The sequence below is a fragment of the Kutzneria buriramensis genome, assembly GCF_003387475.1.
Lineage (GTDB): Bacteria > Actinomycetota > Actinomycetes > Mycobacteriales > Pseudonocardiaceae > Kutzneria > Kutzneria buriramensis.
The window spans coordinates 299,292-319,086 of sequence record NZ_QUNO01000010.1 but is presented as its reverse complement, the minus strand read 5'-3'; the positions used below and the strand labels follow the sequence as shown (position 1 = coordinate 319,086).

Genomic DNA, 19,795 nt, shown 5'->3' with positions numbered 1-19,795 from the left:
GCCGTGTGGGAATTCCGACTATTGGGACCCGTCCGCGGCTGGCGGGACGGCGAGGAAGTGCCGCTCGGGCCGCCGCAGCAGCGGGCCGTGCTGGCGATGCTGCTGCTCAGTGACGGCAAGCCGCTGTCGCCGGAGGACATCGCCGGGTCGCTGTGGGGCGTGGACGCCCCGACGTCGGCGGTCGCCACGGTGCGCACGTACGTCCACCGCCTGCGGCGTGCGCTCGGCGACGACCAGCAGCTGCTCGTGCACGACAACTCCGGCTACCGGCTCGACCTGCCGCCGACAGCTACCGACGTCGGCAAGTTCCAGGAATTCGTGGACCACGCGGCCCTCGCGCTGGAGGAGTCGCGGCCCGAGGACGCCGTGCGCCTGTTCCGCACGGCGATCGCGCTGTGCCAGGGCACGGCGCTGGCCGGCCTGCCCGGCGAGTACGTGGACGCGGAGCGGGCGCGTATGCGGCAGCGGCGGCTGACCGTGTTGGAGGACATGTTCCGCGCCGAGCTGGACCTCGGCCGCCAGAGCGAGATCGTCGACCAGCTCCAGGTGCTCGCTGCGGCGGAGCCGCTGCGCGAGTCCGTGCACGAGCTGCTGATCCTCGCGCTGTGCCGGACGGGGCGGCAGGCGGAGGCGTTGCTGGCGTACGACCAGGTGCGGCGGCAGCTGCGCGAGGAGCTGGGCGTCGATCCCGGCGCGCGGCTGCGGGCGCTGCACGGGAACATGCTGAACGGCTGTCCGTCGCTGGAAGCGCCGGTCCGACGGGTGTCGCCGGTGGTGTCACCTGCGCAGCTGCCGTCGGACCTGCACGTGTTCGCAGGGCGCTCCTCCGCGCTGGCCGAGGCGCGCCGCGGTCTGCCGTTTGGTGGCGACGCCCCGGACCGCACGGTCGTGACCGTGGTGCAGGGCATGGCCGGTGTAGGCAAGACGGCGTTCGCTCTGCACCTGGCGCATGAGGTCGGCGCGCGATTCCCCGACGGCCAGCTGTACGTGAACCTGCGTGGCTATGACCCTGTCGCAGTGGATCCGAACGACGCCGTGCGCGACTTCCTCCAGGCGCTGGGCGTGCCCGCCGCGCAGGTGCCGGCGGAGCCGGAGGCGCGTCTCGGCCTGTACCGCAGCTTGCTCGCCGATCGCCGCTGCCTACTGCTGCTCGACAACGCGCGTGAGTCGGCGCAGGTGTTGCCGCTGCTGCCGGGGCGTTCGCGTTCGCTCGTCGTCGTCACGAGTCGAGGGCGCCTCGACGGTGTCGTCGCCGCGACCGGCGCGCGGCCCATCACACTGGACCTGCTCACCCGTGACGACGCCGTCGAACTGCTGTCGCGGCGGATCGGCGCGGAGCGCATCGAGGCCGAACCAGCGGCCACCGTCGCCATAGTCGACCACTGCGCCCGGCTGCCCCTTGCACTGTCCATCGTGAGCACGCGGATCCTCGCGCAGTCCGGCGGGTTCCCGCTCGCAGACATCGTGGCGTCGCTGTTCGGCCCGGGATTCTCGCTGGATGCCTTCGCCGCGTCCGACCCGAGCGTGGACATCAGGGCGGTGCTGCGGTCGTCGTACACGTCGCTTTCGGACGGTGCGGCACGCCTGTTCCGACTGCTCGCACTGCATCCTGGACCGACCGTCGGCGTGCACGCCGCGGCCAGCCTGGCGGCAGTACCGGCTCGTGAGGCCGCCGCGTTGCTGCGTGAGGTCGCGGACGTGCACCTGGTCACTGAGTCGTCGCCTGGCCGCTACAGCTGGCACGACCTCCTCCGTGCGTACGCGACCGAGCTGCTGGAGGCCACCGCCGAGCGCGAGGACGCCTTCCGGCGGCTCGCCGACCACTACATGGTCACCGCCGACAGCGCCACGCGGCTGATGTCGGCGCAGAGCGACCTGCCGACGCTGTACGAGACAGTCGACGGCGTAGTGCCGGCCGAACTCGACAGCCAGGCGCAGGCGGTCCGGTGGTACGTCGCCGAACAGCCGTCGGTGATGCGCGTGCTCGAAATGATGGCGGCCAACGGATTGCACGAGCACGTGTGGCGCTTTGCCTGGGCGCTGCGGCACTTCCAGGACCGTCAGCAGCACTGGCACGACCTCGCCGATGCCAACCACATCGCGCTGCGATCCGCGCAACAGGCGGACAACCCGTCCGGCATGGCGTACGCGCACCGCGCGCTGGCCCGTGCCGACTGCCGCCTCGGCAGCTACGCCGCCGCCCGCAAGCACATGGACGAGGCGCTCGCGCTGTTCGAGCAGTGGGGGAGTACCGCTGAGGTCGCATACACGCTGCGCCAGTACACGTGGGTGGACGAGCTTGAGCACAACCCCGAGCGGGCGCTCGACCATGCCACACGCGCTCGTGACCTGTTCCGCGAACTTGGGTGGGCGCCCGGTGTCGGCGTCGCGACGACGGCCATGGCCAGGTACTACACGCTGCTCGGCCGGGACGAAGAGGCGATCCCGCTCGTGTTCGAGGCGCTCGTCCTGCTGCCGGCGAACGACCGTGCTGAACTCGTCGGCGCGTGGGAGGTGCTCGGCGAGGCGTTCGCGCACCTCGGCCGGCACGAGGAGGCGATCTCGGCCCACCAGCACTCGGCCGACGTGTACGGCGAGCTCCGCGCGTACGCGGATCAGGTCAGCGTGCTGCTGCGGATCAGCGGCTGCCACCTCGCGCTGGGGCGGCGGACGGAAGCCACCGAGGTGCTCCGCCGCGCCGCCGTCGTTCAGCGCACTCTCGACCCGACCGCGATGGGCTCGACCATCCGCGTGGAGGACTGGATGCAGCTGCTGACCGTCCACGAGTGAGCCGTCATTCGACGAAGATGTCGACGGACGGCCGCATCTGCGCGCACACGCGTAGCACCTCGTGCACGACGTGGTCCTCGAATTCGCCGAAAACCTCGATGTCGACGGTTTGCTCGTCGTCGACGACCGGGTAGGCGCGCTGCGTCAGCGCGTAGTCGAACCGCGGCGCCCATTTGCGCGCGCCGAGCCGGGCGGTGATCGAGCAGTTGTCCACCAGGTAGGCGATGCCACGGGCGTGCATGTACGGGTTGAGCGAGTCGACTGCCTCGATCACCGACTCGTTGGCGATCTCGGAGTACGGGTGGCCGAACTCCAGCAGCGCGTCGATCTGCGCCATCATCACGCCGATGAACACGCCCGCGGTGAACGGGTCGAGCGGGATGTCGTCCTCGAGCCGGTCGGCCCGCACCTTCTGGCCGACCCGCCACATGTCGGCCTGGTCGATCTTGCCCATCGGGAACCGGGCCAGCCGCTTGCCGGCCAGCACGACGCTGCGCAGCTCGTCGCCGGAGCGCACCTCGTCGTAGATCTCGTGGATGAGCTCGAGCCCGACCGGGTAGCTGACCGAGTACGCCTCGGCGAACACCTTCCTACCGTCGGCGTCGAGCAGCCGGTAGACGCCGAGCAGTCCGTCGCGCGAGATCGTTCGCGAGATCGGGCCGGTGACCGACTCGGCGGAGTGCCGGAACGCGTCCTCGTCGCTCATGCCCTGGTCGCGGAACCGTCGGTAAAGGCTTTCTACGATGCCGTGCACGCCGCCGGCCAGGATGCCGCGCTCCCCGGACAGATCCGAGAGGTACTCGGAACGCAGCGTGGTGCGGAACGTGTACGGCGCGCCGAGGCCCACCGACCAGCCCAGCGCGCGGTCCACCGCCCGGCCGGTGACGTCCTGGTGCACCGCGAAACTCGCGTTGATGCCGGCGCCGTTGACCTCCTGGCCCTGGAGGTAGAGCGCCCGGACGGAGGCGCCCATGCCCTTCGGGCAGACGGCGATCACGTCGATGTCCTCGGGGAACGCGTCGCCGGCCTGCTCCAGGTGCCCGAGCAGGAAGCCGTGCGACAACCCCAGCGTGGCTCCGGGCCGCAGCGCCGCGAAGACGTCCTGGTAGGACTCGGCCATCGCGCCGTCCGAGATCAGCAGGATCACCATGTCCGAGCGACGGATCACGTCGTACATCTCGCCGAGCGTGCCGTCCTCCGGTGTGAAGCCGGCCCGGACCGCCGCGTCCCAAGATGTGGAGTTCGTACGCAAACCAACCACCACGCGGACTGCGTCGCCGAGCGAGTCCCGGAGGTTCTGCGCCTGCGCGGTGCCCTGCGGACCCCAGCCGATGACGCCGAGTTGACGCACGCCGTCGAAGGCCGCGGGCAGCCGGTCGAACAGATGGCGGCCGCCGCGCACGATCGGCTCCTGCCGGTCGGCGACGGCGATGTACTCCTTGTCGAACACCTTCGTGTCGAAATCCAGCTCGGACATCCGGTCCTCTCTCGGACTGTCGACCGGCGAGCGTCGGCCGATGGGGCAACTACCAGCGTCCACGCATTCGCTGGTCATGTTTCGTCTACGGGACGTATATCCACCCGCTGCTACCTTTTCGGTCATTGCCCGCCGGAAATGAGCGAAGTTCGGGCGACGGCGCATTTGCGGCGGAATCGGGGAGATACCGCCGTGGACGCGGTGGCGCACCACGGATCGGCGGCCTCGCCGTAGTCGCCGATCCGCTCGGGCGACCGCACGCACAGGGAGGCCGGATGGCACGCGACGAGACGCTGGTCGGGCGGACACGGGAGCTGGCCTGGATCCGGGACTTCCTCGCCGGCGACGGTGCCGCGCTGCTGCTGTCCGGCGAGGCCGGGGTGGGCAAGTCGGTGTTGCTGGACGCCGTCACCCGGGCCGCGGCCGCGGACGGCTTGCAGGTGCTCCGCGCCGACGGCGTCGAATTCGAGGCGGACATGGCGTTCGCGGGCCTCAACCAGCTGCTGCTGCCCATCATGGAGGCCGCCGACGGCCTCGACGCGCCATACAGGGAAGCCTTGAACGTGGCGGTCGGCCTCGGTGACGGGCTGTCGCCCGGCCGGATGGCCGTGTCCAACGCCGTGCTGACTTTGCTTAGGACAGTCGCCGTGGAGCGTCCGGTGCTGCTGGCTATCGACGACCTGCCTTGGATCGACCGTGCCAGCGTCGCGGTGCTGGGTTTCGTCGCGAGACGGCTCAGCGGCACGCGGGTCGGCATCATCTCCGCCTCGCGTACCGGCAGCGAGGGCCTCTTCCCCTGCGGCAACATGCGTGAGTACGAGCTGTCGCCGCTCGACGACGACGCCGCCAGGCTGCTCGTGGGCGCGCGGTTCCCGGGACTGGCGGCGTCGGTACGGCAACGCGTGCTGGAGGAGGCGCGCGGCAACGCGTTGGCACTGCTCGAACTTCCGGCGGCGCTGACCGGGCCGCAGCGGACCGCGCAGACCAGCCTGCCCGAGGTGCTGCCGCTCACCGACCGGCTGCGCGCGCTGTACGCCTCGCGTATCACCGGCCTGTCCGACGCCTGCCGGCGCCTGCTGTTGCTGGCCGCGCTGGACGGCACAGGCGACCTGGCCGTGTTGCAGTCCGCGGACCCCAGCCGCGAAATGCGCGATCTCGCGGAGGCCGAGCGCGACCAGTTGGTGCACGTGGACGAAAGTCGAGGACGGCTTGCTTTCCGGCACCCGTTGATTCGCGCCGCCGTCGTAGACGTGTCCACGAGCGTGGACCGTCGTGCGGCGCACGCTGCGTTGGCCGGTGTGCTGGAGTCGCAGCCCGACCGGTTGGCGTGGCACCTGGCCGAGGCCGTCCTTCGCCCCGACGAGCATGTCGCCGAATTGTTGGAGCACACCGCCCACCGCATGCTGCGCCGTGGCGACGCTGTCGGCGCGGTCGTCGCTTTGACGAAGGCTGCACACATCAGCCCGGAGGGGCCTGGGCGCAGTCGCCGTCTCGCGGAGGCCGCCTACATCAGCGCGGAGGGCGCGGGCGTGCTTACTCACGCCTCCGAGCTCCTCGCCGACGCACGCCGCGCGGACCTCGACGGCCCCGGTCAACTGCACGCGGCCATCGCGGCGGTCTACCTGCTCATGAACGACGACGGTTCGATGGACACCGCCTACCGCCTGCTCGTGGACGCGATCCAGGCCGGTCCGGACGACGCCGCGCTCGCTGACGCGCTGAGCGCACTGCTGCTCGTGTGTTGGTGGAGCGGGCGCGAGGACCACTGGCGATCCTTCACCGCTGCAGTCGAGCAGCGGCGTGCGGAGTTGCCGGCGGTGCTGCGCGTGGAGGCGCTGACGTTTCCCGACCCCGCCCGCACCGGCAAGCTCGCGCTCGCCGATATCGACGAGCTCGTCGAGGCCGCCCGCGATGAGACCGACCCTGCGGCCATCGTGCGGATCGGCGTCGCGCTGTTCTACCTGGACCGCGTCGGCGACGTGCGGGACGCGATCTGGCGGATCGTGCGGCACGGCCGCGACGGCGGGCAGCCCCGCCGGCGTCTCACCGCGCTGATGTTCCTGTGCCTCGACCACTACCTTGCCGGCGAGTGGAGCGAAGTCGGCCGGCTGGCGGAGGAAGGCATCGCCGTCTGCGACTCATCCGGCTACCGGTTCTTCCGCTGGTACTTCGACTACGTCAACCTGCTGCTGTACGGAGTTCGTGGTGACACCGCCACCGCGTTCACGCTGGCCGAGCGGATTGTCCGGTGGGCGACGCCACGCGGAGCCCGCACGTCCGTGCACTACGCCAACCAAGCGCGGACTGTCGTCTGTCTCGGCAGCGGTGACTACGAGCGCGCCTATCAGTACGCGACCGCCGTGTCGCCCGCCGGCGAACTCGCCTCGCACGTGCCGCATGCGATGTGGGGCGCCATGGACCTCGTTGAGGCCGCCGTGCGCACAGGTCGCCACGCGGAGGCGGCCGCGCACGTGCGCGCCTTGCAGGAGGCCGACATCGCCGCACTGTCGCCACGCTTCGCGCTCATGGTCGCCGGCGCGACGGCACTGTGCGCGGACGACGACGAGGCACTCCGTCTGTACGAGGAGGCCCTGTCCGTCCCGGACGTAGAGCGCTGGCCGTTCGAGGTCGCGCGGGTGCGGCTCGCGTACGGCGAGCGACTGCGCCGCACGCGGGCGATCGTCGACGCACGGAGCCCGCTGTCCGACGCGCTGACGACGTTCGAGTGGCTCGGCGCGCGGCCGTGGGTACTGCGGGCGCAGCAGGAGCTCCGCGCGAGCGGCTGGTCGGACGCGTCCAAGCCGGACGATCCGCGCCTCGGCACGCTCACGCCGCAGGAGCTGGAGGTCGCCCAGCTCGCCGCCTCGGGGCTGACGAACAAGCAGATCGCCGAGCGGCTGTTCCTGTCACACCGGACGGTTGGCGCCCACCTCTACCAGATCTTCCCGAAGCTCGGCATCACTTCGCGGGCGGCGCTGCGCGACGCCCTCCAGGCGGTGGGGTAGCCGCTTCTTCGCCAGGAAGTCGAGCAGGACCTGCGTGACCTCCTCGGCGTGTGTCCACGCAGACCGTCCGGTGCGCCGTCGATCTCCACGTATTCGGCGCCCGGGAGCATCGCGCGCGACAGTCGGCCGGTGGCCTCGATCGGGAGCAGCCGGCCGTGCCGTGCACGATCAGCGTCGGAACGTCGATCAGCGGCAGTTCGTCGCGGAAGTCGGTGATCCAGGTCGGCACGGTCGCGGCGCACGCGTAGGCGGACGCCCGTGCGGCGACGTGCCAGCTCGCGCGCAGCGCGCCGGTGCTCGGTCGACCGCCGCCGAGGTAGCCCGCCACCTCGCCGCTGCCCATGCCGTGGCCGACCAGCGCGGCGTCGGCCAGGTCGAGGCTCAGCAGCAGGATGTCGAGGTCCGCCGCGAGCGTGTCGTAGTCGTACCCCGTGGTCGGGTGGGAGGACTGGCCGAAGCCACGACGGTCGTAGGTGACGACCCGGTGGCCGGCCGGCGGCGACCAGCGCGGGCACTTGCTTCTCCCACGACCGTCCGTCGAGCGGGTAGCCGTGGATCAGCACCACCGGCCGACTGCTGCCATGGTCCGCGTGGAACAGCTCGATGTCGGTCGTGTTCTCCTGGCTGACCCTGAGGTAGGGCATGGGGCTTCTTTCTCACGGTGCAGGGGTTGTGTTCCCGACGTCCAGCATCGGCCCCGACCGCCCGAGCCCTCATCAGTCAAACAACTGCAAGGGCCCCGGAAGCCTCGCAACCGCCGGTCCGGGCCCGTGTTCCCGGCCGACCGCGCCGCCGATTCGCAATTCGGCACCCACCCGCCGTTACGCCGAATAGCTTTCTCGTGTGAACTAACGGACCCCGAACTCTTCCGCCGAACGGACGTCGCTTGCCGCGGTATTGGCCACCATCGCGTGAAACCAATCCAACCGGGCGTCGCCGAGAAGTATCAGCTGGTCACCCTACGTGACACCCACTTCTGTGGCTTACCGTGTTCATTTGGCTACGCCTAGAATTTATGGCCGCCATCACATTTCTGTGTCCGGCGACAAGTCGACTGTTCGCCCGTTGTTGGCCAACCGGTTGGTACTCACCACATCCGGCTCAGCCCAGGTGGGGGTCCGGAGGCTTGCCCCCGGCGTGGGGTCTGGGGGCTCGGCCCCCAGAAAACCGGCAGGCGATCCATGCCCGCGCGTTCTGCCGGCATGGATCGCCCAATCGCCTGTGCCCCCGGCAGGACTCGAACCTGCGACCAAGTGATTAGAAGTCACTCGCTCTGTCCGCTGAGCTACGGAGGCTTGGGGCATGCGGCTGCACGCCCCGTGAGGTACATCGCTTGAAGTCTCGCAGTCGTTTCCGGTCGACCCTCATTCGGATGATCACGATATGGACAACCACCGTGGGTGCCGATTTCTGTACTCGGCGTTGTCAATCCGTGTTCGGGTTCACCGGATCGGGGCCGCGCTGGATGCGCGCACCACCAGGTCGACGTCGAGCCGTACGGGTCTGCTGGGTCTGCCGCCGTCCAGGAGAGTCAGTGCCAGTTCGCCGGCGAGCCGGCCTTTCTCGACGAGGGGCTGTCGGACCGTCGTCAGCGGCGGGTCCGCGACTCCGGCGGCCGGTGTGTCGTCGAAGCCGACGACGGAGACGTCCGTCGGCACCGAGAGTCCGGCGTCACGGGCCGCTTGGAGGGCGCCCAGAGCCAGTTCGTCCGACATGCACACGATCGCCGTTGGCCTGGGGTTTTGCTGCAACAGCCAGCGGGCTCCGGTTCGGCCCTGCTCGCGGTCGCTGCTCGCCGCCTCCCAGACCGGGACCAACTCCGGTGCGACGCCGACTGCTGTGAGCGCGTCGATATAACCGCTCAGGCGTTCGCGGGTCACCCGAAAAGGCGAACCCGTCCGGCGTTCCGGCTCCGCCGGGCCGGACCGACCGTCCGGCTGGAGCGTGAGTGAGATCACTCCGAAGTCACGGTGGCCGAGTTCGGTCAGATAACGCCCGGCCGCCTGTGTCCCGCCGAAATCGTCGAGTTCGACGCGCGCCGTGCCGCCCGTCGCTGGTTGGTCCACGACCACCATCGGCAGTCGGCGCTGGCGGACCGCGGTCAGCGCCGGCGCGGTGTCCGGCAGCGAGTACGCGACGACCACGTCGGCCTGCGCTCGGGCGACGCTGTCCGGGCGGGGACCGCCGGACTCGTTACCGGGCAGCAGGACCAGCGCGTGGTCGCGGCCGTCGACCGTCGCGGCCAGCGAGTCGAGCATGATCGTCAGCGCCGGGTCGGAGAACGCGCTGGACAGCCCGGACCGCAGCATGAAGGCGACCGCCGCCGACTTGCGCGTCGCCAGACTGCGCGCGACCGGGTCCGGGCCGAGGTAGCCGAGGCGGTCGGCGACCTCGAGGATGCGCGTCCGCAGGCCCGCGGAGAGCTGGTTGGGCCGGTTGTAGGCGTTGGACACCGTGGCCCGGGAGACGCCGACGGCACGCGCGACCGTGTCGAGGGTCGGTCGTCGGGTTTGCTCGGTGTCCACAGGGAGAGCGTAGTTGGCGCGGAAGGGCGATCTGACTCACTGGACTGTACTGAAGCGCTTCAGTACAGTCGTATCCAGTCGAAGGGGGTACGGATGCTGGCCAAGAGCACCGCTGTGTTCCTCGTGTTCGTGCTCAACGGAGTCGTGTTCGGTTCGTGGGCCGCGCGCGTGCCGGCGCTCGCCGCGCAGGTCGGCGCCACCCCCGCCGGGCTCGGGTTGTCCCTGTTCGGCGTGAGCGTCGGACTCATCGTCGCCGCGCCCATCGCCGGTCGACTCTGCGCTGCCTTCGGCTCGCGGGCTGTCATGGTCCTCGGCGCAGTCGCCGGTTTCGTCGTCCTACCGGTTCTCGGGCTGACGACGTCGCCGCTGCAACTCGGGCTCGTGCTGTTCGTCCTCGGGCTGACCGTTGGTCTGCTCGACGTCTCGATGAACATCGCCGCCGTAACAGTTACGCGATTGCTTAACCGTCCGCTCATGCCGGTGTTCCACGCCGGCTTCAGCGTCGGTGGACTCGTCGGCTCGCTGGTGGCCGCGTTCGCCGCCGCCGTGCAGTGGAGTCCGCTGCGGCAGTTCCTGATCCTGGCGGTCCTCGGCGTCGCCGCCGTCGCACTCGTCCTCACGTCGCTGCCGGCCGAGGCAGGGGAGCGGTCCCGCGCCCGATCGGGTGACATTGTCGTCGGCGGTCCGTCGCCCGCTCGGCGCCCGGTGCTCTGGCTGCTTGCCCTGATCGCCCTGTTCTCCGCCGTCGCCGAGGGCGCATCGGCGGACTGGACCGCGTTGTTCCTCGTCAAGGACCGCGGCGTGCCCGATTCCCTCGCCGCCGCCGGCTACTCCGTCTTCTCCATCGCCATGGCCCTGACCCGCCTGTCCGGCGAACGTGTCGAGCGCCGGTGGGGGCCGTACCGAATGCTCGTTTTCGGCGCATCGCTCGCCGCCGTCGGACTTCTCGCCGCCGTCACAGTTCCGGTTTCCGTCGTCGCGTACGTCGGCTTCGCGTTCGCCGGAGTCGGGCTCGCGTACTCGTTCCCCGTGACGATGAGCCTGGCCGGCGCCGCCGGTCGTCGTGCCGACGGCACCGGCGGCGAGCGCGAGATCGGCTTCGTCACCACCATCGCGTACGCCGGCTTCCTCGGCGGTCCGCCGCTGCTCGGCCAACTCGCCCAGTGGAGCGGCCTCGGCTTCGCGCTCGGCGCCGCCGCCGTCATCGCGGCGCTCATCGTGCCGGCGGTCGTATTGGTGATTCGCACCCGACGTCGGGAATGCGCACCGCCTGCCGTCAGTGCGCCGACGATGTGAGCTGCGTCGCGGCCTACCCTCAACTACGTGGCCGAAGACGTCGTGACCGCCGAGCCAACGCCCGGCGCGCAGGTTCGCCGACCCGCCGGCATGCTCCCGCTGCTGCTGATCAGTACCGTCATCGCCGCGCTGGTAGCGGCCGTGCTGACGCTGTTCTCCGGCAGCGAGCTGCTGTACACGAACCTGGGCCTGCCCGATCCCGGCGCGATCACCCGATACGGCATCACCGTCGTGAGGGTGCTCACCGAGGCCGCCTCGACTGTGTGCGTCGGCGCTCTGCTGCTCGCCGCCTTCCTCGTCGCCCCGCAGCGGACCGGCCGACTCGCCGTCGACGGCTACGCCGCGCTGCGCACCGCCGGGTGGTCCGCCGTCGTCTGGTGCGTCGGCGCTCTGCTCGAGGTGCCGTTCACCCTCGCCGACGCCGAGGGCAAGCCCGTCAGCTTCATGCTCAACCCCAGCGTGCTGTTCAGCAGCATCAACATCGTCGAGCAGGCCGAGGCGTGGGTTCTCACCGCTGTCATCGCGTTCGTGCTGGCCATCGGCTGTTTCTTCGCGCTGTCCTGGGGCTGGACCGCCAGCCTGTTCGTCGTCGCCCTGATCGGACTGGTGCCCGTCGCCGCCAGCGGCCACTCCTCCGCCGGCGGCTCCCACGACCTCGCCACCAACAGCCTGCTGTACCACCTCATGGCCGCCGCCATCTGGGTCGGCGGCCTGGTCGCGCTGCTCGCCCACGCCCGCCGGCGCGGCGCCGACCTCGGCACTGCCACCAGCCGCTTCTCCAAGGTCGCCCTGGTGTGCTGGATCGTGATGGCCGCTTCCGGCGTCGTCAACGCACTCGTCCGGCTGCCCGTCACCGACCTGTTCAGCACCTCCTACGGCCTGCTAGTCCTCGCCAAGATCGCCCTGCTCGTCGTGCTCGGCGTCATCGGCTATTTCCAGCGCGAACGCAGCGTGAAGGCCGTGGTCGCCAGTGGCTCCGGCCATGCCCTCATCCGGCTCGCCGGCATCGAAGTGCTGATCATGTTCGTCACCCTCGGCGTCGCCTCCGCGCTGGCCCGAACCCCTCCGCCGCAGGACGTCTACGGTGCCGTCGGCGACATCGAGCGGCTCATCGGCTACCCGCTGGACGGTCCGCCAACCGTGCTCCGGCTCCTGTTCGACTGGCGCTTCGACCTCGTCTACGGCACCGCCGCCATCCTCGGCATGGTCGTCTACCTGCTCGGCGTCCGTCGACTGCGGCGACGCGGCGACCGTTGGCCCGTCGGCCGCACCGTTGCGTGGGTCATCGGCTGCTTGACGGTGCTCCTCGCCACGTCGTCCGGCATCGGCCGCTACTCGGCTGCGATGTTCAGCGTGCACATGGGCAGCCACATGATGCTCAACATGCTCGCCCCGCCGCTGCTCGCCCTCGGCGGTCCCGTGACCCTCGCGCTCCGCGCCCTGCCCACCGCCGGCAAGGATGGAGCCCCCGGCCCGCGCGAATGGCTGCTCGCCGCCGTGCACTCGCCCGTCGCCCGCGTGCTCACCCACCCGGTCGTCGCTCTGGTCCTCTTCGTCGGCTCGTTCTACGCGCTGTACTTCTCCGGTCTGTTCGACGCCGCCCTCAACTACCACTGGGCGCACCTCGTGATGAACGCCCACTTCCTCCTGGTCGGGTACCTGTTCTACTGGCCCGTCATCGGCGTCGACCCCGCGCCGCGCCGCCTACCGCCGCTCGGCCGCCTGGGCATGGTCTTCGCTTCCATGCCTTTCCATGCCTTCTTCGGCGTGATCCTCATGAGTATGCAGACCGTGATCGGCCAGAACTTCTACCGGTCGCTGGCGCTGCCCTGGGTCACCAGCGAGCTCTCCGACCAGCGCCTCGGCGGCGGCATCGCCTGGGCCGCCGGCGAATTGCCGCTGCTCGTCGTGATGCTCGCGCTGCTCGCCCAGTGGGCCCGCACCGACGAGCGTGCCGCCCGCCGAGCCGACCGTCGCGCCGACAGCGACGGCGACGCCGACCTCAACGCGTACAACGCCATGCTCCGGCAGATGAGCCAACCCGGTGGGTCCACCAAGTCCGACTGATCCTCCGTCGCCGCCCCGTTCCGGCGACCTACCAGAAGACGGCCCGCTCAACCGGCGGCGCCCGACCGAGCCCGGGCCACTACCCGGTCCGAGCTCGCATCGGAAACACGACGACCCCGTCGGCACACCACCGCCGACGGGGTCGTCCGCGTTCGGATCAGTTCGTGCGGCGGAAGTTCCGCGTCGCGATCAGGCCGCCTACCAGGGCGATCACGCCCGAGATCGCCAGCGAGGCGATCAGGGTGTATGCGGGGTTGGCTTCCCAGATCGTCGTCGCCAGGCCCCGCGACGCGAAGATCGCGTAACTGAGCGGGTTCACGTTGGCGATCACCTGCACCCAGCCAGGCATCGTCGACACCGGCATATACGCGCTGGAGCCGAACATCAGCGGGAACATCGTCAGGAAGGCCACCGCCTGCATCGTCTCGGCCTTCTTGACCCAGGTCGCGATCGCCAGGAACAACCAGCCCAGGCCCCAGCCGACGACAAGCGACACCAATAGCGCCGCTGCCACGCCCAGCATGCCGCCGGCCGGTGTGAAGCCGAACAGCAACGCTGCCGCGATAAGCATGACGACCAGTTGGATCGCCATGCGCACCGTGTCCGACAGGCTTCGCGCCAGCAGAACCGCGAACAGGCTGACCGGCATCGACCGGAACCGGGCGATGACCCCGTTCGACATCTCGGTCAGCAACCCGACCCCTGAGCTCATCGCCGAGGTCATCGCCGTGGTCACCAACGTCGACGGCAGCAGGTAGTTGATGTAGGAGCCCCACTGGTGCATGCTGCCCAGCTGGCTGATCCCGCCGAAGACCTGGCTGAACAGCAGCAGCATCACCAGTGGCTGTAACAGGCTGAAGAACAGCATCCGTGGGTCACGCAGGAACGTGTTGAGCGATCTCTGCGTGAGCACCCAGACCTGCGTGGCGAAGCTGCTGCCGCGCCAGCCCAGGTCGTTGCGGCGCGGCACTTCCCCCGTCGCCGCCGTGGCTTGAACCGTTGTGGTCATTGGAATATCCCCCTCATCCGAGTCAGGCGGCCGGAGCTTCGCTGTTGACGGCCAGATAAACGTCGTCGAGCGTCGGTTCCGTGAGCGCCAACTCGCCGACCTCGACCCCGACCTCGTCGAGTGCCCGCACCACGGTCGCCAGATCGGTCGACTTCTCCACCGGCGTCGCCACCGAGTGCCGCGCCTTGTCGTGGACCGGGTGCAGCCCCGCCTTCGCCAACGCGTTCAACGCCGTCGCGGCGTCCTCCGGCTCGGCCAGGACGACGCTCACCGTGCGCTTGCCGACACCGGCCTTCAGCTCCGCAGCCGTGCCGGCCGCGACCACCTTTCCCTTGGACAGCACCGTGATCGTGTCAGCCAGCCGGTCGGCTTCCTCCAGGTACTGCGTCGTCAAGAGCACCGTCGTCCCGTCGCCCACCAAGCCCTCGACGATCTCCCACAACCCGATCCGGCTCAGGGGGTCCAACCCCGTCGTCGGCTCGTCGAGGAAGATGACGTCCGGCCGGCCGACCAGGCTCGCCGCCAGGTCCAGCCGCCGCCGCATGCCGCCCGAGTACGTCTTCGCCGGGCGATCCCGAGCCTCGGTCAGGTCGAACGTCGCCAGCAACTCGTCGGCCCGCCCCGAGGCCTGCTTCTTGGTCGCCCCCAACAGCCTCGCGATCAGCACCAGGTTGTCGAAACCTGACATGTTCTCGTCGACCGAGGCGAACTGGCCGGTCAGGCCGATCCGCCCACGCACCTGGTCTCCGTGACTCACCACGTCGAGACCCGCCACCGAGGCCGACCCCGACGTCGGTTTGAGCAGCGTCGTCAGGACGTTCACCAACGTCGTCTTGCCGGCTCCGTTGTGCCCCAGCAGCCCCAGCACTGTTCCACGCGGCACTGAGATGCTCACATCGTCCAGTGCCGTGACACTGCCGAAGACCTTGCTCACGCCTCTCGCTTCGATCATCACTTCGGTCATTGCAGGTCCTTTCCCCCTTGCTCCGCCCCGTTGGCGACGGCGCCGTTCATGAAGAGATCGACGATCTCCGCCACGAACGACTCCTGCTCCGTCTGTTCGGTCCGTGCCGTCCGGACCGCTTGCATCCTGGTCATGAAGGTCAGGCCGATCAGATAGCCCGCGGCCCGATCCGCCGGCAGCCGCAGCTCATCGCGACTCGACGACAACAGCTCGGCGAGCGCCGCCGTCGCCCGCTCGAACTCGTCCAGCATCGGCGGCTTTCCGTCGCCGGCCTTGGCATCTTCCTTGTGCTTGGACTCGTCCGGGCGATAGCCGGTGGCGCCCAACGTGTGCATCAGCGTCCCCAACCGGGCCGCCATGTCGTCGATCATGGTCATTGCGTCGATCAACTGGTCCGTCAGCGGCTGATCAGCCGGGATCGCCTTCATCCGGTTGATCAGCTCCCGCGTCCGAAAAGCCCGCAGGACACAGAAATCCAGCAACTCCTGCTTGTCCTTGAAGACGCGGAAGATCGTGCCCTCCGCGATCCCCGCCGCCTTGGCGATCTGCCCGGTGGTGACGTGCATGCCGTGCTCGGCCAGCAGAGGAATCGCCGCGATGGCGATGGCCTCCTGCCGGTCCTCCGTGCTCATCGCCGGAGCGCGCCGACGGCGTGGGGGTGACTCGGTGGACATGGGCCCAGCATATGAGTGTGGACTCACTCACGCAATGAGTTATCACTCATAACGCCGTCGCCGCTGGTCCCACCTGCGGAAGCTGTATCCATGCATCGGTGCCGCCGCCGTCCCGGCGGCTCATCCACGCCCGACCACCATGCCCCTGCACCACCTGCCGGACGATCGCCAGGCCAAGCCCCGAACCCGGCATCTGCCGGGCCTCCTTCGTACGGTGGAACCGCTCGAAGACCCGCTCCAGATCGTCCTCCGCGATCCCCGGGCCTCGATCGGACACCTTCACCTCGGCGCTCGCGCCCCACTGCCGCACCAGCACCTCGACCGGAATCCCGGGCGGACCCCACTTCGCGGCGTTGTCCAACAGGTTCAGGACCGCGCGCTCCAGAGCATTCGCCTGTCCCCGGACCACCGCCGGAGTTTCCATGAGCGTGAAGCTCACCTGAGGCGTCCTGGCCCTGGCGCGCGTCATCGCCGAGCGCACCACCTCGGCCAGATCGATCTCCTCGACTTCCTCGCCGGTCCGCGGATCCCGTGCCAGTTCGACGACTTCCTCGATCAGATGATCAAGCTCGTGCATCTGTGCCTGAACATCCTGAAGGAGCCGCTGCTTGTCCGCCGACTCGAGGCGTCGCTCAGGATGATTCTCGGCCCGCAGCAAGAGATCGATGTTGGTGCGCAAGCTAGTCAGCGGTGTCGCCAACTCATGACTTGCGTCCTCCACCAACTGGCGCTGAGCATCGCGCGAAGCGCCGAGCGCGTTGAGCATTGAGTTCATGCTCTCCGCGACGCGTGTCACTTCGTCAGGGTCTTGTTGATCAACGGCTACCGCCGCACTGAGATCCTGCGTGCTTGCCACGTGCTCGGCCGCCGCTACCACGCGATCAACTGGTCGGAGGCCCGCGCGCGTCAACCAATAGCTGAGTACGCCGGCCGCCGCGATGCCGACACCGCCAGTCAACGCGAGTATCAGGCCGAAGTTCGCGAGGGTGCCGTTCATCTCGCTCAGATCGATGGCGATCTGGACCGCGTGTCCGTTCGGGCCGGTCTGCTTGGTGTGGATCCAGCGCGTCAGGACTTGATAGGACGTGCCATTGATCTTGACGTTCTCGTGGGTGTCGTACAGCTCTCGCCGAGCGACCTGCCGGTCGGTCGCAGACACGGGAATGGACGGTTGACCCACGGGCGTCAACGACGATCCGTCCGGGAAGACCGTCTGATACAGCGGCGTGTCGGGTCCGCTGCTCTGTACCGTGGATCGCATGCCGGCAGAGTCCATCTTGACCGCGTAGCCCACCTGGCGATCAAGGCGTTCGCTCACCACATCGCTGAGCTGGTCGCGAAGCAGCAGCCAAGCAGCGACGGAAACGCCGATCACGGCGACCGCGACCGCGGCCGCCGACACGACGCCGAGGCGCCGGCGCAGCGACGGTCGTCGTCCCTTCACGCGTTCTCCGACTCCTTGAGCACGTAGCCGACCCCACGAATAGTGTGCACGAGGCGGGGCTCACCATGCGCTTCCAGCTTTCGACGCAGGTAGCCGATGTACACGTCCAGACTGTTCGAGCCCGTACCGAAGTCGTACCCCCACACCTCCGTGAACAGCACCGACCTCGACAGCACCCGCCGTGGATGCCGCAGCAGCAACTCAAGGAGGTCGAATTCGGTGCGGGTCAGTTCGATCTGACGATCGCCCCGGAGCACTGTGCGCGCGGTGACGTTCAGTTCCAGATCGCCGAACACAAGCTTCTCGCTCCCGCCGGTGTCGGTGCGACGTAGTAGGGCGCGCAACCGGGCGAGTAGTTCCTCGAGTGCGAACGGTTTGACGAGATAGTCATCCGCCCCAGCATCGAGGCCGGTCACCCGATCGCCGATGGCGCGGCGTGCGGTTAGCATCAGCACTGGCACACGGTCGCCGGTCGCCCGCAGGCGACGGCATGTCTCCAGCCCATCGATCACCGGCATCATCACATCGAGGACAACCGCGTCCGCCGGCCTGGCCGCCTGGAACTTGAGAGCAGACTCGCCGTCCGCGGCGAGCTCCACCTCATACCCCTCAAACCGAAGGCTGCGACTGATGGACTCGCGGACCGCGGGTTCGTCGTCAACGACCAGGACACGCATGAGGTCATCCTCACCGACATCTGCCGCTGCCGCGATTGTTCACAGCAACCTCTCAGTTGCTCAGGCGGCGTCAGTGACCAGAGCCGGTCCGATCGTCCTGATCATGGTGCTATGCCCGACCCGAATCCGGTCGACCGAGCAACTCGCGAGGGCACCGCAGTGTTCGTCGCAGAGCAGGCCATAGCCGAGAAAGCTCGACCGACCGCCGTCAAGCCAGCGCACCGTGAACGAGACCTCTCGGAGTGATGCCTCGGCCGCGCAGCCGGTGTGCCTGCATCCGCTGGTCGGTGTCGTTCGTTGTGCGACTGCGATCTCGTCGTTGTCACTCGAAAGTGTCAATGTCGCTGCGGCCTGTCGTTCTGTCGTAAGTGGCGTGGCTGGCGACGCCTCCCGGTCGTGTTCGGGCTGGGACGGCTTGGGGAAGTCGGTAAGTCCCTGTGGTTCCTTGTGGACAGAGGCATCGGTACACCAGTCCTGCGCCGGATTGTCCACATCGGCACATCCATGACTTGCCGATTCGGAGCCCCTGCTCACGGCCTCGGGGACGTCCGTCGAAGTGCTGGCGTTCTCCTCCCGAGCGCCCGAGAAAGTGGCTTGCTGCCTGTCGATCTGGGACTCGGTGTTCGGCGACGGGTAGCCGACCCTTTCAACGTGATGTGTATGCACGACGCGTTGCAGCGCCTCGGGGCTGGTCCGGCTGGCGATGAGTTCGATCCAGTCGCGTTCGAACTCCTGAACCGTGTCGGTGCCCAGTCGATCGACTGAGCGGACCAACGTCGTCGCATGCGCCCAAGTGATCAGCCCGGACTGCAATGCCACGAATGTGTGGTGGAGCTGCTCGCGGAGTCTGACGGCAGACAGTGCAAGCTCGTTGGCTTCGCGGCCAGAGAGATGGCACTCGGTCCGCAGCAGGTCCGCGACTGTGGCGTGGCCGGCGCTCTCCTGTGCGCCCTGCGAGATCGCGACAGCCACGGTCTGGCTCAGGGCTGCTCGTACAGCCGACTCCATGCGGACAAGTTTCTTCACCATCTCGACGAGTTCTCCGTCTGTGTGATCGCCTTCGGTGAGATTCATCGCCTCGGCCAGTAGGTCAGGTTCGTTGAAGATTTCTTGCATTGGCTACTCCTGGGGTGTCGGTACCTTTCACGCTAAAGCTTTGGCGTGTCGTTCGCAACTGTGTCGGATTCTTCTGGCGATGCGGTTCCCGGAAAGGGTGCGTATACCACTTTCTTGTTGGATCGCTACTGGTTCAAGATCGACCTGTGGATAGTTTTTGTCGATCTTGAGTTATCCACAGGCTGTGGGACGCCGGCTTCCGATGTGGAAGCTTGGTGTGCACAGTGCTGGTGTCGCTGGTCGACGGCGGGGTGTGCAAGCCCGCCCGTCGGATTTCTATCGCGAAGGATGGGATCAGTGTTTGGAACAACGGTTACGGTCGTGGGCAACGTCGCCACGGACGTCGTCCTGCGCAACGCTCAGGATGGAAGCCCCTTCGTTGGTTTCGGAGTGGTGTCGACTGAGCGTCGTTTCGACAAGAAGACAGAGTCGTGGGCCGACGGTAACAAACTATTCGTGTGGGTCACGGGATGGAGGCGGCTCGCGAACGGTGCTGCCGCGTCTCTGAAGAAGGGTGACCCGGTCATCGTAAATGGCAGGCTTCAGGTCGATGAGTACGAGAAGGATGGGGAGAAACGCACCGTGGTCAAGATCGACGCGAACGCGATCGGGCCCAACCTGGCGTTCTGCACCGCCGATGCCCAGCGCACCAGGGCTGACGACGTCATCCCTTCATACCTGCGGTCGGTCGACCTCGACCAGCTCAGCGGCGATCCGCTGCCGCCGCCGTTGTCCGCGGTCGCGGTATGAG

Annotated in this window: 14 protein-coding genes, 1 tRNA gene and 1 pseudogene; 6 read left to right on the top strand and 10 right to left on the bottom strand. The window is 68.5% G+C overall.

What is annotated here, in order from left to right:
- Window positions 1–3 precede the first annotated feature (3 nt).
- Entirely contained in the window at window positions 4–2,790 is a 2,787-nt protein-coding gene (locus BCF44_RS29215; protein ID WP_147328676.1) for an AfsR/SARP family transcriptional regulator, read from the top strand.
- A gap of 4 nt (window positions 2,791–2,794) precedes the next feature.
- Here BCF44_RS29215 and BCF44_RS29210 read toward each other — a convergent pair whose 3' ends face one another.
- The gene (locus BCF44_RS29210) at window positions 2,795–4,267 is read right to left on the bottom strand and encodes a ketol-acid reductoisomerase (protein ID WP_116177602.1); all 1,473 of its coding nucleotides are present in this window, start codon (window positions 4,265–4,267) and stop codon (window positions 2,795–2,797) included.
- A 275-nt stretch (window positions 4,268–4,542) separates the two neighbouring features.
- Between BCF44_RS29210 and BCF44_RS29205 the strand changes: the two genes are divergently transcribed.
- Complete coding sequence (locus BCF44_RS29205; RefSeq protein ID WP_116177601.1) at window positions 4,543–7,272, top strand: ATP-binding protein; 2,730 nt, start codon at window positions 4,543–4,545, stop codon at window positions 7,270–7,272.
- A 50-nt stretch (window positions 7,273–7,322) separates the two neighbouring features.
- Window positions 7,323–7,520, top strand: a complete 198-nt coding sequence (locus BCF44_RS57835; RefSeq protein WP_246015719.1) for a hypothetical protein — start codon at window positions 7,323–7,325, stop codon at window positions 7,518–7,520.
- Window positions 7,521–7,645: 125 nt separating this feature from the next.
- On the opposite strand, the pseudogene BCF44_RS58635 reads toward BCF44_RS57835, so the two are convergent.
- From BCF44_RS58635 to BCF44_RS29190, 3 genes and pseudogenes are all read right to left on the bottom strand, one after another.
- A pseudogene (locus BCF44_RS58635) lies at window positions 7,646–7,705 on the bottom strand (hypothetical protein); the annotation flags it as partial.
- A gap of 789 nt (window positions 7,706–8,494) precedes the next feature.
- Window positions 8,495–8,567 (bottom strand) — tRNA-Arg (locus tag BCF44_RS29195).
- Between the two features lie 147 nt (window positions 8,568–8,714).
- Window positions 8,715–9,797, bottom strand: a complete 1,083-nt coding sequence (locus BCF44_RS29190; protein WP_116177600.1) for a LacI family DNA-binding transcriptional regulator — start codon at window positions 9,795–9,797, stop codon at window positions 8,715–8,717.
- 93 nt (window positions 9,798–9,890) lie between these two features.
- Between BCF44_RS29190 and BCF44_RS29185 the strand changes: the two genes are divergently transcribed.
- The gene (locus tag BCF44_RS29185; RefSeq protein WP_116177599.1) at window positions 9,891–11,093 is read left to right on the top strand and encodes an MFS transporter; all 1,203 of its coding nucleotides are present in this window, start codon (window positions 9,891–9,893) and stop codon (window positions 11,091–11,093) included.
- Window positions 11,094–11,183: 90 nt separating this feature from the next.
- The gene (locus BCF44_RS29180) at window positions 11,184–13,160 is read left to right on the top strand and encodes a bifunctional copper resistance protein CopD/cytochrome c oxidase assembly protein (RefSeq protein WP_116177736.1); all 1,977 of its coding nucleotides are present in this window, start codon (window positions 11,184–11,186) and stop codon (window positions 13,158–13,160) included.
- 157 nt (window positions 13,161–13,317) lie between these two features.
- Here BCF44_RS29180 and BCF44_RS29175 read toward each other — a convergent pair whose 3' ends face one another.
- From BCF44_RS29175 to BCF44_RS29150, 6 genes are all read right to left on the bottom strand, one after another.
- Window positions 13,318–14,169, bottom strand: a complete 852-nt coding sequence (locus BCF44_RS29175) for an ABC transporter permease (protein ID WP_116177598.1) — start codon at window positions 14,167–14,169, stop codon at window positions 13,318–13,320.
- 22 nt (window positions 14,170–14,191) lie between these two features.
- Window positions 14,192–15,133, bottom strand: a complete 942-nt coding sequence (locus BCF44_RS29170) for an ATP-binding cassette domain-containing protein (RefSeq protein WP_116177597.1) — start codon at window positions 15,131–15,133, stop codon at window positions 14,192–14,194.
- Complete coding sequence (locus BCF44_RS29165; RefSeq protein ID WP_170217810.1) at window positions 15,130–15,765, bottom strand: TetR/AcrR family transcriptional regulator; 636 nt, start codon at window positions 15,763–15,765, stop codon at window positions 15,130–15,132. Before BCF44_RS29165 ends, BCF44_RS29170 begins: the two co-directional genes overlap by 4 nt.
- Before the next feature lie 88 nt (window positions 15,766–15,853).
- Complete coding sequence (locus BCF44_RS29160) at window positions 15,854–17,251, bottom strand: sensor histidine kinase (protein WP_147328675.1); 1,398 nt, start codon at window positions 17,249–17,251, stop codon at window positions 15,854–15,856.
- On the bottom strand, window positions 17,248–17,928 hold the full coding sequence (locus BCF44_RS29155; protein ID WP_116177594.1) for a response regulator transcription factor: 681 nt from the start codon (window positions 17,926–17,928) through the stop codon (window positions 17,248–17,250). Before BCF44_RS29155 ends, BCF44_RS29160 begins: the two co-directional genes overlap by 4 nt.
- A gap of 60 nt (window positions 17,929–17,988) precedes the next feature.
- Window positions 17,989–19,044 (bottom strand): hypothetical protein, encoded by a 1,056-nt coding sequence (locus tag BCF44_RS29150; RefSeq protein ID WP_116177593.1) that lies wholly within the window; start codon window positions 19,042–19,044, stop codon window positions 17,989–17,991.
- Window positions 19,045–19,365: 321 nt separating this feature from the next.
- Here BCF44_RS29150 and ssb point away from each other — a divergent pair, with 321 nt between their 5' ends.
- Window positions 19,366–19,794 (top strand): single-stranded DNA-binding protein, encoded by a 429-nt coding sequence (gene ssb, locus BCF44_RS29145; protein WP_170217809.1) that lies wholly within the window; start codon window positions 19,366–19,368, stop codon window positions 19,792–19,794.
- Window position 19,795 lies beyond the last annotated feature (1 nt).

Bases quoted from the DNA above. Each gene is read 5' to 3' on its own strand.
- BCF44_RS29210 (WP_116177602.1), bottom strand. From the start codon at position 4,267: ATGTCCGAGCTGGATTTCGACACGAAGGTGTTCGACAAGGAGTACATC.
- BCF44_RS29205 (WP_116177601.1), top strand. From the start codon at position 4,543: ATGGCACGCGACGAGACGCTGGTCGGGCGGACACGGGAGCTGGCCTGG.
- BCF44_RS29185 (WP_116177599.1), top strand. From the start codon at position 9,891: ATGCTGGCCAAGAGCACCGCTGTGTTCCTCGTGTTCGTGCTCAACGGA.
- BCF44_RS29180 (WP_116177736.1), top strand. From the start codon at position 11,184: ATGCTCCCGCTGCTGCTGATCAGTACCGTCATCGCCGCGCTGGTAGCG.
- BCF44_RS29175 (WP_116177598.1), bottom strand. From the start codon at position 14,169: ATGACCACAACGGTTCAAGCCACGGCGGCGACGGGGGAAGTGCCGCGC.
- BCF44_RS29170 (WP_116177597.1), bottom strand. From the start codon at position 15,133: ATGACCGAAGTGATGATCGAAGCGAGAGGCGTGAGCAAGGTCTTCGGC.
- BCF44_RS29165 (WP_170217810.1), bottom strand. From the start codon at position 15,765: ATGAGCACGGAGGACCGGCAGGAGGCCATCGCCATCGCGGCGATTCCT.
- BCF44_RS29155 (WP_116177594.1), bottom strand. From the start codon at position 17,928: ATGCGTGTCCTGGTCGTTGACGACGAACCCGCGGTCCGCGAGTCCATC.
- BCF44_RS29150 (WP_116177593.1), bottom strand. From the start codon at position 19,044: ATGCAAGAAATCTTCAACGAACCTGACCTACTGGCCGAGGCGATGAAT.